General features: G+C 54.0%; 12 protein-coding genes. 6 read left to right on the plus strand and 6 right to left on the minus strand.

Features of this window, described 5'->3' with window-relative positions:
* Window positions 1–25 precede the first annotated feature (25 nt).
* The 3 genes from ISN74_RS19370 to ISN74_RS19380 form a co-directional block, all read right to left on the minus strand.
* A complete protein-coding gene (locus ISN74_RS19370; RefSeq protein WP_188795525.1) occupies window positions 26–2641 on the minus strand; it encodes a DEAD/DEAH box helicase in 2616 nt (871 codons plus the stop codon).
* A 2-nt stretch (window positions 2642–2643) separates the two neighbouring features.
* A complete protein-coding gene (locus ISN74_RS19375; RefSeq protein WP_188795527.1) occupies window positions 2644–4797 on the minus strand; it encodes a site-specific DNA-methyltransferase in 2154 nt (717 codons plus the stop codon).
* Between the two features lie 229 nt (window positions 4798–5026).
* A complete protein-coding gene (locus tag ISN74_RS19380; RefSeq protein ID WP_188795529.1) occupies window positions 5027–5359 on the minus strand; it encodes a helix-turn-helix domain-containing protein in 333 nt (110 codons plus the stop codon).
* A gap of 176 nt (window positions 5360–5535) precedes the next feature.
* On the opposite strand from ISN74_RS19380, the gene ISN74_RS19385 reads away from it, so the two are divergent.
* Together ISN74_RS19385 and ISN74_RS19390 are read left to right on the plus strand one after the other, a co-directional pair.
* The gene (locus ISN74_RS19385) at window positions 5536–6321 is read left to right on the plus strand and encodes a hypothetical protein (RefSeq protein WP_188795531.1); all 786 of its coding nucleotides are present in this window, start codon (window positions 5536–5538) and stop codon (window positions 6319–6321) included.
* A gap of 1273 nt (window positions 6322–7594) precedes the next feature.
* Window positions 7595–8935 (plus strand): YagK/YfjJ domain-containing protein, encoded by a 1341-nt coding sequence (locus ISN74_RS19390; RefSeq protein WP_188795533.1) that lies wholly within the window; start codon window positions 7595–7597, stop codon window positions 8933–8935.
* A 9-nt stretch (window positions 8936–8944) separates the two neighbouring features.
* Here the strand turns inward: ISN74_RS19390 and ISN74_RS19395 are convergent, their stop codons facing one another.
* The 3 genes from ISN74_RS19395 to ISN74_RS19405 all read right to left on the minus strand — a co-directional run bounded on the left by ISN74_RS19395 (window position 8945) and on the right by ISN74_RS19405 (window position 13032).
* Window positions 8945–9898: a transposase gene (locus ISN74_RS19395; RefSeq protein ID WP_188795535.1), complete on the minus strand. Its 954-nt coding sequence runs from the start codon at window positions 9896–9898 to the stop codon at window positions 8945–8947.
* A gap of 574 nt (window positions 9899–10472) precedes the next feature.
* Window positions 10473–11711, minus strand: coding sequence for an ABC transporter permease (locus tag ISN74_RS19400; protein WP_188795538.1), 1239 nt, complete (start codon window positions 11709–11711; stop codon window positions 10473–10475).
* A 10-nt stretch (window positions 11712–11721) separates the two neighbouring features.
* On the minus strand, window positions 11722–13032 hold the full coding sequence (locus ISN74_RS19405) for an ABC transporter permease (RefSeq protein ID WP_188795540.1): 1311 nt from the start codon (window positions 13030–13032) through the stop codon (window positions 11722–11724).
* 1335 nt (window positions 13033–14367) lie between these two features.
* Between ISN74_RS19405 and ISN74_RS19410 the strand changes: the two genes are divergently transcribed.
* From ISN74_RS19410 to ISN74_RS19425, 4 genes are all read left to right on the plus strand, one after another.
* Window positions 14368–15075, plus strand: a complete 708-nt coding sequence (locus ISN74_RS19410) for an alpha/beta fold hydrolase (protein WP_188795542.1) — start codon at window positions 14368–14370, stop codon at window positions 15073–15075.
* Window positions 15076–15611: 536 nt separating this feature from the next.
* Window positions 15612–15974, plus strand: a complete 363-nt coding sequence (locus tag ISN74_RS19415) for an ArsR/SmtB family transcription factor (protein ID WP_188795543.1) — start codon at window positions 15612–15614, stop codon at window positions 15972–15974.
* Entirely contained in the window at window positions 15952–16452 is a 501-nt protein-coding gene (locus ISN74_RS19420; RefSeq protein WP_188795545.1) for an SRPBCC family protein, read from the plus strand. The genes ISN74_RS19415 and ISN74_RS19420 overlap by 23 nt, the downstream gene beginning before the upstream one ends.
* A gap of 178 nt (window positions 16453–16630) precedes the next feature.
* Entirely contained in the window at window positions 16631–17428 is a 798-nt protein-coding gene (locus tag ISN74_RS19425; protein ID WP_188795547.1) for an alpha/beta fold hydrolase, read from the plus strand.
* Window positions 17429–17464: the final 36 nt, after the last annotated feature.

Genomic DNA, 17464 nt, shown 5'->3' on the forward strand with positions numbered 1-17464 from the left:
AGCCCCTTGTGAGATATGCCATAACTTATTTTTGTTTGCTTTTGTAGTCGCTGCCCAGTGAACCGGCATACAGAGCTTCCAGATTCGCCGAGTCTTTGAAGTTTGCAATGGCATTTCGGACATCAGCACGAGTCAAGTCCAACATCCTCAATGTTTCGTCTACCTTGATAATCGACTCGATACGCCTAAAGGCGCTTAAATGCGCCTCTGCGTAGATTGCGAGACCTTGGAGCTTAGCTAGCGCATCAGACAAATGAGTTCCATGTGGGTCAACAATATCGACAGCAATTTTTCCATTTGCCTGCTCGGCAAAAAAAAGGAAGTCAGGGCGAAGAATTTCATATCGGTCACCGACTTTATAAGCGATGCCGAGTGAAGACTGCCCAGGCTGCTGGGGGTTTCGATACCAAAAGCGAAACCCGTTGCGTTTGGACTCGATTTTAATGACATCCTCTTCCCAGTCATTGAGCTTTGCTGGGTAATCACCGTTCACGTCACAAAGCAGATGGTTCTTCCATTTGGGAAGATCCATTTCTACGTTGCCCTTACGTTCCTTGGTGTGTTCGAACCTCGCCTCCGGCTTGAATAGGCCGGCATCCTGTGGCTCTTTGCTCATCTCAACGATTTGCCGGTAGGCTTCCTTTCTGTCATCGGTGAGCATCTTGATCTGGGAGCTGTATTGGCTAAGCCAAGTCCTCGCAAGAGCATCCGCCATGCCATCGAAATAAGATTGAACCTCCATGAGCAAGCTCAGAGCAGCCACCGAGACACGCGACTCAATAAGCGCTTCCTCGAAGTCGGGATCATCAGGCTCAGAGATCTTGTAAGCAAGATGGTCCACATACGTACGAGAAACATCTGGGCTGAAGATACGAGCGGCGCGACGATACACATCATCGATTACCGCCATATCGGCATCTTCCCAGAAGTCATTGAAACTCTTCTTCTTACCCTTCAAATCCACCGTAATCGTTTCGCCTTCTACGGTCAGCACAGCTCGTCGCTTAGCATCAACCTTTTCGCTCTCATTTATTTGAAATTGATCTAGCGCATCGTGCATGGCCGCGTGAGCTATCTTTCCTGCATTGGGAAGAATGTCATCCGAAGCAAGCTCGTGTGCAAGAGCCGTCAGACGCTTTATGGGCTTTGCACCATGCTGAGGTCGAGTTTGCGAAGGCAGTGATTCAAATGCGTCCCAAATCGCTCTAGGGACAGATGAATCGGGCTTTACCTCTACAGGATTGATGAGGATTCGCCCACTCGATGGAGGTAGCGTGTCATTACCTGTTATAAGTGCCTCTACAACAGCCTCAACGGTCTTCTTGTCGAACTTCGGCAACAGGCAGTCCACCGAATTCAAACGATCATTGCTTGGGACACGACGAGCTAAGGGGGCACGAACCATTCGACCAAGTAACTGGGTAATGTGGGTGTGGTCGCTGGCAGCACGAAACGAAACCATCACCTCAGCACGCGGGCAGTCCCAACCTGTGCTGATGGCGTCCTTAGCGATCAGTACACGAATCCACTTTTGATCCTGCACGAGCTCTGGCGAAATGTGCGGTACATTTCGAGCACCGAACTGCTGAGTGCTATGTTCAGCCAGCACATGTGCCACGCTGCCGCTGGGAAGTTCAGGCCACTCTTGGTAAATGATGTCAAGCGCACGACCGACGTCGCTTGGATCGGGAGTATTCGGTACCTGGAGAACCATCAATGGGATGACAGGCCTGGATTCATTTTGTTGCCGAGCATATTCGGCCCAAGCCTCGGTGGAGGCTTTCAGCTTATCAGTCGCCCGACGTACGAGGACGGTATCGAAGTCACCGACGCCATCCGGTATTTCGAGCACGATGTTGTCCTTGATGAGGCCAGATTCCTGCACCTTCTTCGGATCAACCACTACATTTGGTAATGTAGTACGTCTCTGCGCCCCTTCCATGGCCTTGTTGAAGCGGTCGACGGTAGCTGAGATACCCCAAACTACGGGTGTACCTGGCACTCCACCTGATCCGTTGATGATCCGCTGAACGATGGTGCTCTTTGCGTTTTGGCTGGCGGCACTGGGATTACCCATCCCCCGATGAGCTTCATCAAGCACAAAGTACAAAGTTAGATCTGGGTCTTCAATGGTATTTCGAATTGTGTCCCAAATCGTGAATGACCGAAGATCGGGACGGGTTTCGGGCAACAAATCTCCGGCATTGGCTTCCAACTCTTCTTGGTCGAAACCACGTACAAGAAGACTCTTTTTGCCCAGCTTTTGAGTATTGAGAAAGTAGACTTTCTTGGCTTCGAACTTGGCTCGATTGAAGGTGTTCTCAACCACCACCAGATCCGTGTGATTGATGCGGTCACTAGCTTCCATCAAGCGAAAGCGGGTCTGCTCATTCAAGTCTGGGCTATCGCTAAACCAAATCACTACAGCGCCGGGGTCGCCATCAAAGTCAAACTCGTCATCGCCATGGAACAGCGCTTCAAACGTCGCGGCGGCCATCACCGTCTTACCTGCGCCGGTAACAGCCGTCAACGAGAATGCGGTGCTGTCCGCATCGGCGTGCCAGTATTTGCGCGCTCTTTTTAGGTTCTTCAGAGCGTCTCGAACGGCGTCAGTCTGATATTCCTTCAGCGTAAACTTCATTTTCAGTCCCCGCTCGCAAAGCTGAAGTTAGTCAAGTAGGACTCATACAGTCGTACTGGATCCACACTTATGGGTAAGCGTCGCGCTATGGCCTGAAAACGACGATCGTCATCAGTGACGATATAGGCAACGCGTAATCCTTCGGTCTTGTTTGCGGCTTTTATAAAGGGAGTGACTGCATCAACATCCACCAATAATCCATAAGCCTCCACCACTGCCCACCCTTCAGCGGGCAGCTTGTCGATACGTTTGCCACGACTTCCAGCGCGCATCCAGAGGAGAGGGGCAATTCGTGAAAAGGCCATGTTGTGGCTAACGGATATGGATGTTTCGTACGTCAGAGTGAAAAACTCCGCACTTTCATTGAAGCCCTCGGCCATCGGGAATTCGTCCGTGAATTTATAGTCACCCTTTATCGGCACCCCATCTGGGGTTTTCCCGGTGATAGCCGCGGCAACGCGCGGCTTGGTAATGTGATCACATATACCCCATTGCTCCCACTCGACATCACCCGGACGCAACCCTTCAGCGCGCAATTCGTCTTGCTGAGCCGCGGAAACCTCATTGTTCGTAACTGAAATGCATTGGCGATGCCCTCCATCTTGTCGATTGAGGCGCATTACCGCGTGTGCCGTTGTCCCCGATCCGCTGAAGAAGTCCAAAATGACAGCCTCACGCTTATCGGCAACTACGAATCTCAAGGCGTCCTCAACGGCATATAGCGATTTGGGGAAGGGAAATCGACGCCCGGGAATTAGCGCGGAAATCAAGTTCGTCCCACCAGTTTCGGCATTGTGAGATTTCATATTCCACACACGCTTAGGAGAAGTTCCCGCGCTTGTTCCAACTGACACATGACCAACAACTGAGCCATCCTCCAACCGACCAGTTATGGTGATGTCACCAGATCTAATCTTGGCGATTACGCCCGTCTGTAAATATTGAATCGACCCAGTCTTTTTTGCGGGCTTCCAGTTGTTGACACGGACGAACCCGTCCGCCCAATTTCTGCGAAGAACCTCTGGGGTTAATCCCCAGAGCATTTCCGTACCATCCGGTTTCAAGGGCCACAATGCGACAGTCCCGCTTGGAGCTTTCACGGATTGGCGGGGAATATCTGGCGTGATGGCGTCACCAATAGAATGGATTTGGCCTGAGCCAGCACTCACGAAAATTGGATAGAACTGATTGGGACGCGCGGACCTGACACTTGTTGGCTCTCGTCGCCTGAGCAGTAACCACTCAATAGGCGCCATTTCCTGCGCAGCATTTCTTGTATCATCGTCGCTGCCACTAGGTAGCATATTGCTTTTCCACCACTTAACTGTGGCGGAGCCAAAGAAGACAAAGAAAATATTTTCTTCCACGCGTGAAAATCGACCAGGCCGGACCGCACCTTTTGCACTGATGACACTCGTGACCATTGAGACGTCACCATCAGGAAAGATTTGTTCCAGCAAAAGGCCAAGCCGGAGATATTCTTTTTCGTCTATGGTCACGATGAGGACGGAGTTGTCTGGATTCAGCAACTCTTTTGCCAACAGCAAACGGCGCTCCATGAACGCAAGCCATTTGCTATGCCGATACAGATCATCCCCTTCGACATAATCGTTGTTGTATTTCCAGTCCTTCGCACCCGTGTTATACGGTGGGTCGATGTAGATCGCATCGACCTTGCCTCGGTGTGTATAGGTCAATGCCTTCAAAACATGAAAATTTTCACCATTAATTACTGTGTGAAATGGTTTGCCGCTGCCACGCTTGACCTTTCCAGTACTGACCAAGCCCGGATAAATCCTGTCGCGAAACTCAGCCACCACTACTAGGTCATCTACCAGCGCGGACTTGGCTTCTACATCCCCTATGCCCAGCGACTCCAGATCGGCGACCTTGCCGTCGCCGATCTTACGAATGGCTTTCACTTGCCAGAGTTGTTGCTTGCCTTTATTTGTTGAACCTCGTTTCGGTAACTCTCTTACCTTGTCGCCCTTGCGAACAGGACGCTGTGGCAATTCAACAGCTTCGGGACGATGCCGCTCAAAGTTCAAACCGAAGGATAGTCGCCCTGACAGCACCTTGAACTCACGGTCCAAGTCCGCTCCCAACTGAGGATCTTTCGCTTTGGCTTGGCCAATCAGGTCTGTTAGTCGTGACACAGAGGTTCCTTCAAATTCTTACGAATACTTCATTTACGGTCGCCCCTCTTTCAGGCTGAAACGGGGGATACGACTAATGGCGACTTTCTGAGGGCATTCATTAAGTCTCCAGTTCCGATGTATCACGCTCCCGCGCGAGTACAGAGAAATGGGGGGACCGCATGAACCGGTGCGCGCAAAACACTTAGGCCAGAGGGCCATGAAATGCCTGGCTGAGGGGTCTTGCACATCATTCTTTTGCTTTGTCGTCCACCATGTGCTTCGCCAGGTTCAGCAGTTCGGCTCGTTCGCTCTTCGATAACTTGTCAAAAGCTAGCAAGAGATCTGCTTGGTCTTCCTCTTCGGCAAATAGGTAGGCCAAGGGCACATGTAGCGCCTGCGCAAGAGCAGCTGCCGTATCCATGTCTGCCCTATTGACCGTCTGTTCATATCGATTGATGCGAGCACTGCCGCTGGCTTTGTCACCGGACACCATGCCTCCTAGCGAGCGCTGAGAAAGGCCGCGCAAGGCACGGGCGGCCTTCAGGCGCTTGGCAAAGGTGGCGGCTATCGAGTCGGTCAAACAATCGCAACGGAAGTTGTGCTTGAAGGAGCATGGCCTATCTACCGTGTCCGTAGTAGTCTCTACTGTAGCAGTAGATGCCCCCTAGGAATGTGCGCTGAGAGCACTGCTGAAAGTCTCACGGCAAGCCTAAAGGGGCACCTAGCGGCTAATTACTCGGACTAAAGGGGAAGCGCATGAATTTGATGAAGTGGGGGGTGCAACCGCGCCGTCGGGCATCGACGGCGGCTCTTACCACGGCATATGTAGTGGGCCTTTCGGCTTGCGGTCACGGCGACATTTCAAAACTGAAGGCCCAAACGCTAGACGCGAATTCGTCGTACACCATAGGTCAGGCCTTCGACCATCGGAACGTTTGTAACGCGGTATCTTGGAAAGAGAGCACGGACAACCGTGGACGCAAAGTGATCGAATACCGCTGCGTCTTCAATATAGATAGGGCCGATTCTGAGAACGCGCAGCGCCAGCAGATCGATAAGCTCCGCCAAGGCATGCAGGCCGAACAGAAAGGCATCCAGTTACAGATAGAGCAAATGGGGCATTCTCTGGATATCCAAGGCAAGAGCTTGGAGGAGTCGGTGGCAAGTCCACCGGTGGAACCGGCACTTCTAATGAGTCTTGAGCAACAGCAGAAGGATCATGATGCCGCTGTAGCGAAGTATCAGCAGATGAAAGCGAATGGCCCCCAAACGATGGCTGATATCCAGAAGAAGTACGAAGACCTGATCGCCCGTGCCAAATCAGAAGGCATTGTCGCCGGGGCTACTGAGACTTTTCAGTGGACGGTCAACGATGACGGATTCACTCCTATATACGCCGGGCGGGATATTGAGATGAGCAATGGAAACGTCGTTCATCAAAACTATTCTGAAATGAATGCGGAACATGCTGTTGCCGCCATGATCCGGAACGATGCCGCCAATCTGCAGGCCTACATCCTGCAGGTGCCCTGGCCATATTGAAACCTTCAGACCATCCAATTCCCTAGCTCTTAGGCGTCACCTGTTGCCCTCCCTCCCCATGCGCTAACGCGCATGGGGAGGGAGGGCTGTGCACTCTCTTTTTTTCTTAAAACGTCGGCAACCCTGACTCGGTTCACACTAAATTTCCATGACTGCGAGGCTTAATTTGCTCGCTCGACAAATGCTTTGAAGGCATACACGGACAGGGGCGCCGCAAAAGGCATCTAGCAAAGGCTGGAGAATTTCCTTAGCCCGAATTTCCGTGATTGAAGCTGTCTGGCACTGGCTTTGGAGGAACTTTCCGGACCTAAGTAGCTCCGCCACTAGCAAGAATCAGAACCTATCTTGCCGCCAAAGTTACAGTCTCTTGTTAGCTGCCAGAAATTCCCAGGCGGGATCGCAAGCCATCCTCCTAAAAGTGCCAATGTCCTGTGTTATGCGAAGCGCGCCGATAGATGCGAAACAATGGTTTGGCAGTTAGGACCTTCCGGCTCTAATGCCCATTGGCCGCCGCGATGATACCGATCGCCTTCCTTCTGCCGTTGAAATCGTGGCGCTACAACGGCCTTCGCCGCCCACAATAAAAAAGGCCATCTTCCATCTTAATTAATTGTTTATAAAAGTAAATATTCATTTAGATTTGGATATAAAAGTTTACGTCGGAAGCTCGCATTTTTCCTCCGGTAGCGACTAGTTACGATCCGATTTCGTCCCAAATTGGCGTCATCGAAATGAGGAAAATAGATAAAGAAGACCTACCGTTACGCTTGGACATCCACCAGTTCGCGTGGCTGGCCAACTGCTCCACTTCGCAGCTCTGGAACGTCACCAATCCGAAATCGAAAAAGTTCGATTCGACGGCGCCGCCGCGGATGAAGTTTGGTCGCAGCACCCGTTTTGACACGGATCTCTGTTGGGCATGGACCAAAGCAGCGGAGGGAAATCGGTAAACGAAAGACGCCCTGAAACCGACGTATTCGGAATATAACTTGCCGATCTCAAACTACCCGATCGCCCACTGTTTCACGATGTGCCGATCGAAAAACACCCCGAGCCAGGGGCAATGCCTGAATCCGCCAATTTCGGTCTTAATGTTATCTACCACTAATTAAATGGTTGTAATGATCATGAGTAGGCAGATGCATTGAGCAACGAAGCTATCTGTACTGGAAGGCTTCTCAACTCGCGGCTAGCTTGCGTTAACTGTATTTCCTTGGCTCCTTTAACAACACACATAGGCCCTGCGCTTCCCATAGCCAAGAAAGTTATTGACATGAAATCCAACAAACCGTCGCTCTACAAAGGTGCAGAGGAAGCACTTGTTTACACGACTCAAACCCGCTTCCACGAGGACGGGGATATGACACCGCGTCGCATTCGCACGCATGACGAAGAGATGGCGCGCGAACTGATGGCTATCGAAAAGACGATGCACCGGTTGACCAGCACGCAAAGACCACTCTTTCATTGGCCAATCAAGATAGATCACCATTCACAGAGACTCTGCCGCGGGCGCCTAGCGAATCATTTCCTGCACATCCTTCGCCCCAATCTGGCGAGCATTCGCCAGACATTCCCGTACCACCAGTTCCATCCGCTTGTCGCGTTGTTTGAAGATCACATGGAGGCGAACGCGTTCTCAGCCCAGTTTTCGCCCACCTGCAAGGAAGATGTTGATCGCCTTAACGCTTGCGTTAGTGCCATCCGTCAGGCGGCTCGTTCGCAGAGATTTCGCTTTAGCCGCGACAAGCATCATAAGCTGATACGCAGCAACACCGTTGGCCTTCTAGAGTTGATCGACAGACTCTTTGCAGCGCACAGCCAACTGCTCGTTGTGCGCATGGATATCTCGTATCTCCGCCACCCGGTGGAGGCCTGGCGCTCTTTTCCAGTGATGATGGAGGAGGCCCTCGCTCACCGCAGAGAGATAATTCATTACTTGCGCCGCAAGTGTCCCTTCAAACCAGTAGGTTACGCCTGGAAGTTGGAATTCACCGAGCACACGGGCTGGCACACGCATCTTCTGCTCTTCTACGACGCGAACCATCACCAACAGGACTTTGTGATTGCTGACCATATTGGCAAACATTGGAACCGCGTCATTACAGGCGGGAACGGCCGCTACTACATCTGCAATTACGAATCGTATCTGCACCGCGGAGTTGGAAAGATTCACTACAGCGACACAGCGAAGCTTTGGGCTCTCCGTACTTTGGTCGCACCGTATCTCACAAAAGCGGACTACTATGCCCGAATGGTTTTGTCTGTGGCTGGGTCCGCTGAAGCTGAGGATCGCGCGCTCGTACGTAAATCCCGTACGTTTGGGCGAAGCGAACTGCCCGATGCGCCGGTAAAGAAGCTCGGTCGTCCTCGCGCGCTTCCTTCTGCGAGGGTGGCCGACTACTTACCTTCCAAGCCACGCATGATTGCAAAACTCAGGAAGAAGGTGCCCACGAAGAGATGTCCGATCTCACACGAAGGAACCTACTTCGGGCCGCTTAATACACGCAGGCTTCCGGCATCCCTCGCTGGCTCGTCCTTGCTTGTCACTCCGCTGCAAAACAGTCTGTTTGGCAGTCTGATCACGTCGGACGACGACAGCTGGACTAGGTGACACGGCCTTTCAATTTGATCGTTTTGCCTCGGCCGAGCCTTTGGGTGCTCTTCCCCTGAATGCGTTGTAGAGGAGACCTCTTTGCTTAATAAGCTGAAGCTTGATGAACGTTTCAGAATCATCCGTCCATAACTGTCCATGCAGCGGTTCGTAAGTCGCTCGCATTTCATCGAGCTTCTTGTAGCAGCGAGTCGCAGCTTGCTGATGACTTCGCCAACCATTGGGTGGTCGTTGTTGGAGAAGGTATTCTGCAAACTTCACTTCGCATTCCTTGCGCGCTGACTTCAATTGCTCACTTTCTCGCTCTTTTCGTGCTTTCGCTCGGACTTCCTCCACTATTCGAGGACTGGCAAGATCACTGGCCTCGTTTAGGAGCGCATAGGCTCTGTTGCGATGCTTCAGGGCGGCTTCCATCTGCCGACCTTCGGCAGCGTGTTCAGCGAACGCGTATGAAATCCAACCCTTGGCAAAAGCCAGGCAGGCTTTGTCGCTAAGGGGCTCATCAAGCGCTACCGCCTGATAGCAGCGCATCAGCTCCGCCTCGGCATGGGGGCGCTGCTCGGAGTCAAGCGCCGTACGCGCTAAATCGACGCAATAAGCACGCCCTTCCTCTCCAAAATACCCGTCACTAAGTCGAAACGGTAATTCATCGATCAGAACTGTTAGATACCTAGGACGGACAGGAATTTTATTGTCTGCAGTAAAACCGAGCACCTGGCCGCCGGCTAGTTCGGCTCTCTCGTCTTGAGCTAGTGACGGTTTCCCTACCATAGGGGGCTTTTCAGCGGAGCCCATCCGCGCGGACACTTCCTTTAGAAATGCAGTCCGCCACGCACTGATAAGACTGCGGTCAACATTAAACGCGTTGGCTAACTCGGCTAATGTTTTCTTGCCATCAAGAGTAGCAAGTGCAACCTTTACCTTGAACTCAGGGGGATGCTTACGACGTTGGCGCTTCGCCATGAACCAACTTCCCTTGCTGCTACCTCGATGCTAAGTGACGCTATGCGCCATCTGCGCAAGTCTTCGATAGAATTTTAAGGGAAACTGCGGCTCACTCCCAACTCTTTCACTCCACGAGAAAGGGCGAGGTTCAAAAGTGAGTAAGATAGCGAGTAAAGTTCCGAGTGCGTTCACGAAAATATATTTAATATCATAAACTTAAATAGACTATTCGGATGATGGTGGGCCACCAAATATCTGTCCAACGTCTGCTATATGGATTCCGGCATAAATTGGCCGATTTGGCCAGATTATGATAGATGGTCAACCATATAGCGTCCGCGTTACAAGGGCTCCAAAGAGACAGTCCTTTTTCGATGGTTGCGTACGCGCATCGGTAGCAACATCCGACCGCAGAAAAAGTTACCTACTGGTCTCTTTTCTGGAACGGGCAAAGAACTAATTGTCCGTTCTTTATTCTCACGTCAACCCATCTTAGGTATCGATTCGTTCGCATGCCTCAGCAAGATCGGGGTCGGTTTCATTTTCGATACTATCGCTGCGGTCTGAGAAGTGAAGCTGACCCTGAGCTTCCTCATACCGAGCGTGTCGCCTCCACCGGCGGCACACGCGAAGCACGCAACGCCGGCGCCAACGTCGCCGCCTGTCCCAGCAGCAGTAGAACGACGGCGCCCAACAGTACATAAAGCGGCGAGACGCGCTCCATTTCGAACCGCATCACCAGCCACTGGCTGAGACCGACGGCCAACACCGTCCCCACCATCAGCCCGCCCATGCAGATCAGCAGGTTCTCGGTAAGAAAGTACGAAAGAATATCGTTGCGCGTAGCTCCCAGGGCGCGCCGTACGCCGATCTGCTTGCGGCGCTGTGCCACCCAGAAGCTGGTGAGTCCGACGATGCCGGCAGCAGTGATCATCAGCAGTACCAGGCATATGGCACCCATCATCAGCGCCAGTCCGCGGTCGTCCTTATAGGCATGTGCGCGCACCTCGGCAAAGGTGCGCACACCGCCATTTTCCGCATCGGGGATGATGCGCAGGCGATTGATCTTGAAAAGCGCGTTGGGCGCCACCTTTGTCAGCGTATCTAGTTGCCCAGGTAGGGTGCGTATAAGGTAGGCGTTGGCCCTATCGATAAGCACAGTCGGTTCGAGCAGGACGTAATCGTAGGTCGTATCCGTCCAGGTACCTGCAGAGAACCCTGCCATATCGCCGATGATGCCAATAATGGTGCTGGGGGTGGCGGAACTGCCCACATAAACGGGCTTGCCCAGTGCCGATCCGTCCGGATAAAGGCGCTTGGCCAGTGCCTTGGTAATGATTACCACCGAAGGCGAGGAAAGGTTATTCGAATCCAGCATGCGCACTTCGTCGGCACGGAAATTACGACCGGTGATCAGTCTGGCTCCCAGCACCGGCAGCACGTGTTCGTCACCGAAGAAACGCGCCCCGGCAATTGCCTGGCTGGGATCTTCCGGCTTGATGCTCAGGTTGGATTCCCAGCCACCGCCACGTAGCGGATAGCCGTAGCTCACCGCCACGTCCTGCACGCCCGGCAACTGCCGCAGGGTCTCCATGTCTGTGTGGATCAGTGCGCCGAGGTCCGCTGCCCTGGCGTTGGTCCATTCATTGCGAACCGTCAGCAGGTTTTCTTCGGCGACGCCGCTAGGCCGGGCCAGATGCGTAACGCGCTGGTGAATGATGAACAACGCATTGCAGACGATCGCCAGGGTCAGCGCGATCTGCAAACCGATCAGCAACGTGCCGACCTTGTGTCGCTTCAGTGCGGCAAGAACAGGAGTGATCTGCAACATGCACGGACTCTCAATTGATTTTAAGCTGCCAGGCGGGCTGCACTTTCGCCGCTCGCCAGGTGGGATAAAGCGCCGCCAGCACCGCGGCCAGAACGGCCACGCACAGGGTCAACGCCATTAACTTCAGATCGACGGTCGCCAGGCGTGCGATCTGCGCGTCGAAGATCAGGCTGATACTCCATACACCCAACCCAGTCAGCACAAGGCCCAGCACGCCGCCGGCTAGGCCGATCGCCGCACCTTCGAGCAGGAATTGCGCATAGATGGTGCGGCGCGACGCCCCCAGGGCACGACGCACGCCGATCTCGGGCGCGCGCCGCAGGAATTTCGCCAGTAGCAAACCCACTGTGTTGACCAGGCAGATCAGCAGGAAACCCAGCGATATGTAGAGCGAAAGCGAGGTTTCCGGCGGCACGACGTGTTCGTAATCCAGCCATTGCGTGACGTTGCGCAGCCGAATATTGGGCGGCCACTCGAAGCGGCCCGCGCGCCGTTGTTCCGAAGCGTAATCCTGCAGGTACTGACGATAGGCCCGGGCATCAGCCGCGCTCGGCAATTCAACCCAATGCAATAACCAAACGCAGTCCGAATGCAGCAAGGCATCCCAGCCGCCGCCGTAATTTTCGACGGGGCAGTCCGTATGGCCAGCAGTGATGAGCTGCTGGTCAATTGCACGGCTCATTGGGATAAACAACTGGATCGGATCGCCAAACGGCCCCACGCTGATCGGATCGAAGAATCGCGGTTGCGGGTCCCATCTGTCGATCACGCCGGTAATGCGGTATTCGTACCCATTGAGGTTGATCTCCTGTCCGACGCTGTTGGCACCATGGAACAGGCGTTCGTTGAGCGCGCGCCCGATCACTACCACCGGAGTTCGATTCTGATCGTCGGAGGCGGACCAGCCGCGGCCATAGAGAAAAGGAATGTCGAACATCTGAAACGCATCGGCAGACATCGCGTAAGTGTCCGAGCGAATCGGCCGAAGATCCGGATTTGAAGGGATCACCGACAACAACACCGGATACAGGGAAGTCTCCCTGATCGCCTTGTGTGTCCGCTGCAGAGCCAGCGCATCGGTGTAGTCCATCTCATCCGGCGGCTCGCCTTTCTCATTATGTTGCGGACCATAGTTGTCGATCTGCACCGCATAAAGCTGAGAAGCTTTTTCCGGTATCGGATTACCCGACACGATGCGAAACACCGAATACGCCGTCATGGAAGCAGCAACGCCAACCCCGATCGCAATGACCATAAGTGCGGTGAGGACGGGATTGTGGCGCAGGCTGCGCATACCTAACTGAAAGTAATAAACGAACATCCGTTGTCACCCAATGGCGCGTCTTCAAATCTTGGAAGCAATCAATATGCCACCGAGTGCACACGGCTCGGCCTGTTCGAATTCAATCAGTTAGAACGTACCCATCGACACGACTGCCTGTCCGCGGACACTGCCCAGCGGACAGGCGGACAAAGACGTGGCTTCCACCGGCGCCGCTTGAATGAGGCTGACGCATGGATATTCCCCCCGCGTAGCCACAATCCGCAGGAAAGTGTCGACTCTCCGTAATTCAGCGCCAAATTGAATCAGAGGCCGCCGGTATATAACGAACCACGCTTGTGCGCCAAAGACTGGGTATCCAGCGGCAAAATGTTTTTACATCAAAAAGTTATGATCGTGCGGCCACATTATGGTTTTCGCCACAATGAAGTGGAGGTGTACTTCTGCGAGAAGCGAGCCATCGGTGTACGGCAGACAATAATATGCTTCGCGCAAATCGTTGAAATGTATCAACACGCCTGACAGCTTATGCTTTGCCGTCCAGCATAACTTGGCGATTTCCGCCAGGTTATGCTTAAGCCACAACCATGTGCGACCCGACAAAGTTTAACCGTTGCCGCCAAACTTGCATGGACGTCTCACAAATTTGGCCGCGCACATTCAAACAAATTGCTGGCTACTCGGACAGAAACTGCATGGTGCGTCCTTGAAGCCAATCCAACTGCAGCTTTGTTTGCAAATGCATCGCTTCACTTGTCAGCGTCCTTGAACTTTACTGATCTCGGTATTTGCGGATAGGTAATTGAACCCACTCAACGATCTATACCCGCCTTTCGATCGGGATGGATAGGCATGCTGAGCTTCGCATTATTACCTTAGAGGTAATTGAAAAGAGGGAGCCATCGGCGCATTTTTATACCCACACGGACGTGTGTGGACTCGAGATAGGCAACCGCCCCATCCATTCCTTTCCCTTGAGAGAAAGGGCCATGCTGTTGTATCTCCTCTGCTCGGCAGCATCATCGCCGAAGAGATTCAGCTCTACATGGCCTATGAACCTAAGACGCATTTACTGCCGGATCTCCTGATACCGCACCAGCTCGCGTGCTCAATACAGTAACCGAACGCGGGCGAACGATTGCCGAAGAGCGTCTGGAATCTGCGCGTCGATATCGAGTCTCGCGAGATCGCGCGGCAGGCGCGAGCTGAGAAGACCGCCCTTATCTGAACCAGTTGGCACGAGGGTGTGTTCACGCAAGTACACATCCGAGTGAGTGTTTGCTTCGCAGAAGTCTCGACTCTCCATAGTCAACCACCTTCAACGCATCTGGCATCGATCAATTCCCAGGTGAACTACTTTTCAGGAAATGCTTTATGCCCAAACAACCTACGATCGTACTTGTCCACGGTGCCTTGACGGATGCTTCCGTGTGGAACGAAGTGGCCAAGCATTTACAGAGTCTTGGCTACACCACCGTAGCACCCGCAATTCCTTTGCGTGGGTTGCACTCCGACGCCGAATACCTGTCAGCGTTCTTAAAGACGATAGAGGAGCCCTTCATTTTGGTCGGCCACTCCTACGGCGGCTCGATCATTTCCCATCCGGCACTCGGCGGCTATCAAATCAAGGCGCTGGTATTCGTTGCCGCGTTCGCACCAGATGCTGGCGAAAGCACAGGTGAACTCAACGGACGTTTCCCGGGCAGCAAGCTGGGTGAAGCGACGATTGTCTTGCGAGAGTGCCCGGGCGGCACTGATCTTTACCTCCAGCCGAATCACTTCAGTGACGTATATGCGGGAGATCTCCCTCCCAATGCCGTTGCATTGATGGCCGCAGCGCAGCGCCCTTTGAATGTTTCCGCATTGAGCGAAACATTTGATAGCGCCCCAACGTGGAGCAGTGTCCGCTCCTGGACCGTGGTCGCATCGGCAGACAGCTCGCTGCCCGCCGATGCTCAACGATTCATGGCCAAACGCGCAGGATCGATCGTTACCGAAGTCGAGGCCTCACACGCCTTGCCAGTATCGAAGCCGTCAGCTGTAGCTGCTGTTATTGCTGAGGCGGCACGCACAGCGAACTAATCAACAGACATTCCTGCAAGCACATTTGAGGCATCTTCTGAATTCAGCGATGCCTCAAATGCGAGAAATGCCGGGGCAATCACCTCATAGGTCTTTGAGAACGTCGATGGCAACTCTATAAGTTGCGCATCAAGTTGTAGCTAGAACAAACGTAAAAAGCATAAACCTAAATTACCCTGCCAATTTAAGCTGCAAATCCCACGACTGCTTATGCTTTACGCCACAGCGTATTGCGCGATCCAGCATAGTTTGTCCGTCTTGGACAAACTTCGATGGACGTCCAGCAAGTTTGTCCACCTAAGCTTCCGTTACCGATGCGTGAGAGATCCGGACGTCCACTTCCGACCCTGAATGTCATCCGACATCTTGACCTAGCTGCCACAAAGTTGACCTGGCTGCCACAAAGCCGCCGGTCGGCACTTTGCCCACGCTCGACATGCGCCGTCTGGGTTCGGAGCGGCAGAGGAGCCACGTGCGATTTGCGCTCGTAGGGTCTCCGCTTGCAAATCACCTAAGTGCGCCTTACAGTGAACCATATGGTTCACTATCAAACCCGACTCGACGCAACGTTCGCCGCACTCTCCGATGTCACCCGACGCGGCGTGCTGGAGCAGCTCTGGGGTTCAGATGCCTCAGTCACGGATCTTGCTCAAAGGTTTCACATGACCCTCACGGGCATGAAGAAGCACGTCAGCGTCTTGGAGCAAGCGGGGCTTGTGATCACGGAGAAGATCGGGCGCGTACGAACCTGCAAGCTAGGACCGCGCCGGCTGGAAGAAGAGGCCGCCTGGATCGAGCAACACCGCCAGCTCTGGAGCGCGCGTTTCGACGCGCTGGACAAGATTGTCGAAGACTTGAACCGCAAGGAGAAGGCAAATGCCAGAAGCAAAAGAAAGTAGTTCCGCCGCCATAAACCGCACCGTTGTGGCGCGCAAGTCCGACCGCGAACTCGTCGTGACGCGAACGTTCAATGCCCCCGCACACATCGTCTTCGAAGCGTGGAGCAAACCCGAATTGTTCAAGCAGTGGTGGGTTCCGAAATCGATAGGCATGTCGCTGGTCTCGTGCGACATGGATATTCGCACCGGGGGTACGTATCGCCTTGTGTTCAGCCATCCGGACTTCGATCAACCGATGACGTTCTTCGGTACCTATGGAGAAGTAACGCCGCACAAACGCATCGTATGGACGAACGAAGAAAGCGATCAGGGCGCCGTGACTACGGTGACGTTCGAAGAAAATGCCGGCAAAACGCTGGTCACCTTTCACGAACTCTACCCAACGACGGAAGCCCTTGAGGAAGCCCTCGCCGGTTCGGCGGAAGGCCTGCCCGAACAGTTCGCGCAGCTGGATGAGTTGCTCGCAGGCGGATCGTGACCACAGCGCGGCCACCGGCGCATGGAAAGGATGGTGATGAAAGACATGATCACTGACCGCGCTGACCCATTCGGCGCCGCGTGAGGACGATATGCTCAGACGCGATTTCCTGAAGACTGCCATGGCGACCGCAGTGCTGACTGCGGTCCTTCCCGTTCAAGCCAAGGAGACTCTCACCATGTCGAACGAGCATTTTGCCAACGTCAATGGTCAGCACCTCTTTTACAGCGTGCATGGCACCGGCAAGCCGCTCATTCTTCTCCACGGCGGCATTGACCCAAACAGCTTCGGCAACAATCTGGCCGAGCTGGCCAAGAGCCGACAGGTGATCGCTCCTCATCTCCAGGCACATGGGCGCACGCCAGACACGGACAGGCCACTGCGTAGTGAAACGATGGGCGATGACATTACCGCGCTGATCGGCCATCTGAACCTCGGCAAGGCCGACGTCATGGGCTACTCGCTGGGCGCCAGCGTCGCACTGCAAACCGCTATCCGGCATCCGGACGTGGTCGACCGGCTCGTGCTCGTGTCCGCGGCAATGAGACAGGACGGCTTTTATCCGGAGGTGGTAGCGGCCTTCAAACAGTTGGAGGCCAACGCTGCCACGCTGGGCCCTGGCGTCAAAGCATCGCCGCTAGGGAAGACCTATCCCAATGTCGATTGGACCAACCTCTTCAGGAAGGTCGGCGACCTGACCAAACGCCCCTTCGACTGGAGCGCCGACGTCGCCAAACTTCACACACGCACACTGCTGGTCTTTGCCGACGCTGACGCTATTCGGCCCGAACACATGGTCGAGTTCTGGAAGGCGTTGGGAGGCGGCCAGCGCGATGCCGGAATCGATGGCTCCCTGCGGCCCGCAAACGAGTTCGCCATCTTGCCGAACACCACCCACTACACGCTTCCCGTCGACCCGATGCTGCCGGAGATCGTCGAACGCTTCCTCGGCGCTGCATCGAAGGCAGTTGGTTAAGGGTCCGCGAAGCGCTCACTGAGCTAGGCGACAAAC

Source organism: Dyella caseinilytica (genome assembly GCF_016865235.1).
In the GTDB taxonomy this organism is placed as follows: Bacteria; Pseudomonadota; Gammaproteobacteria; order Xanthomonadales; family Rhodanobacteraceae; genus Dyella_B; species Dyella_B caseinilytica.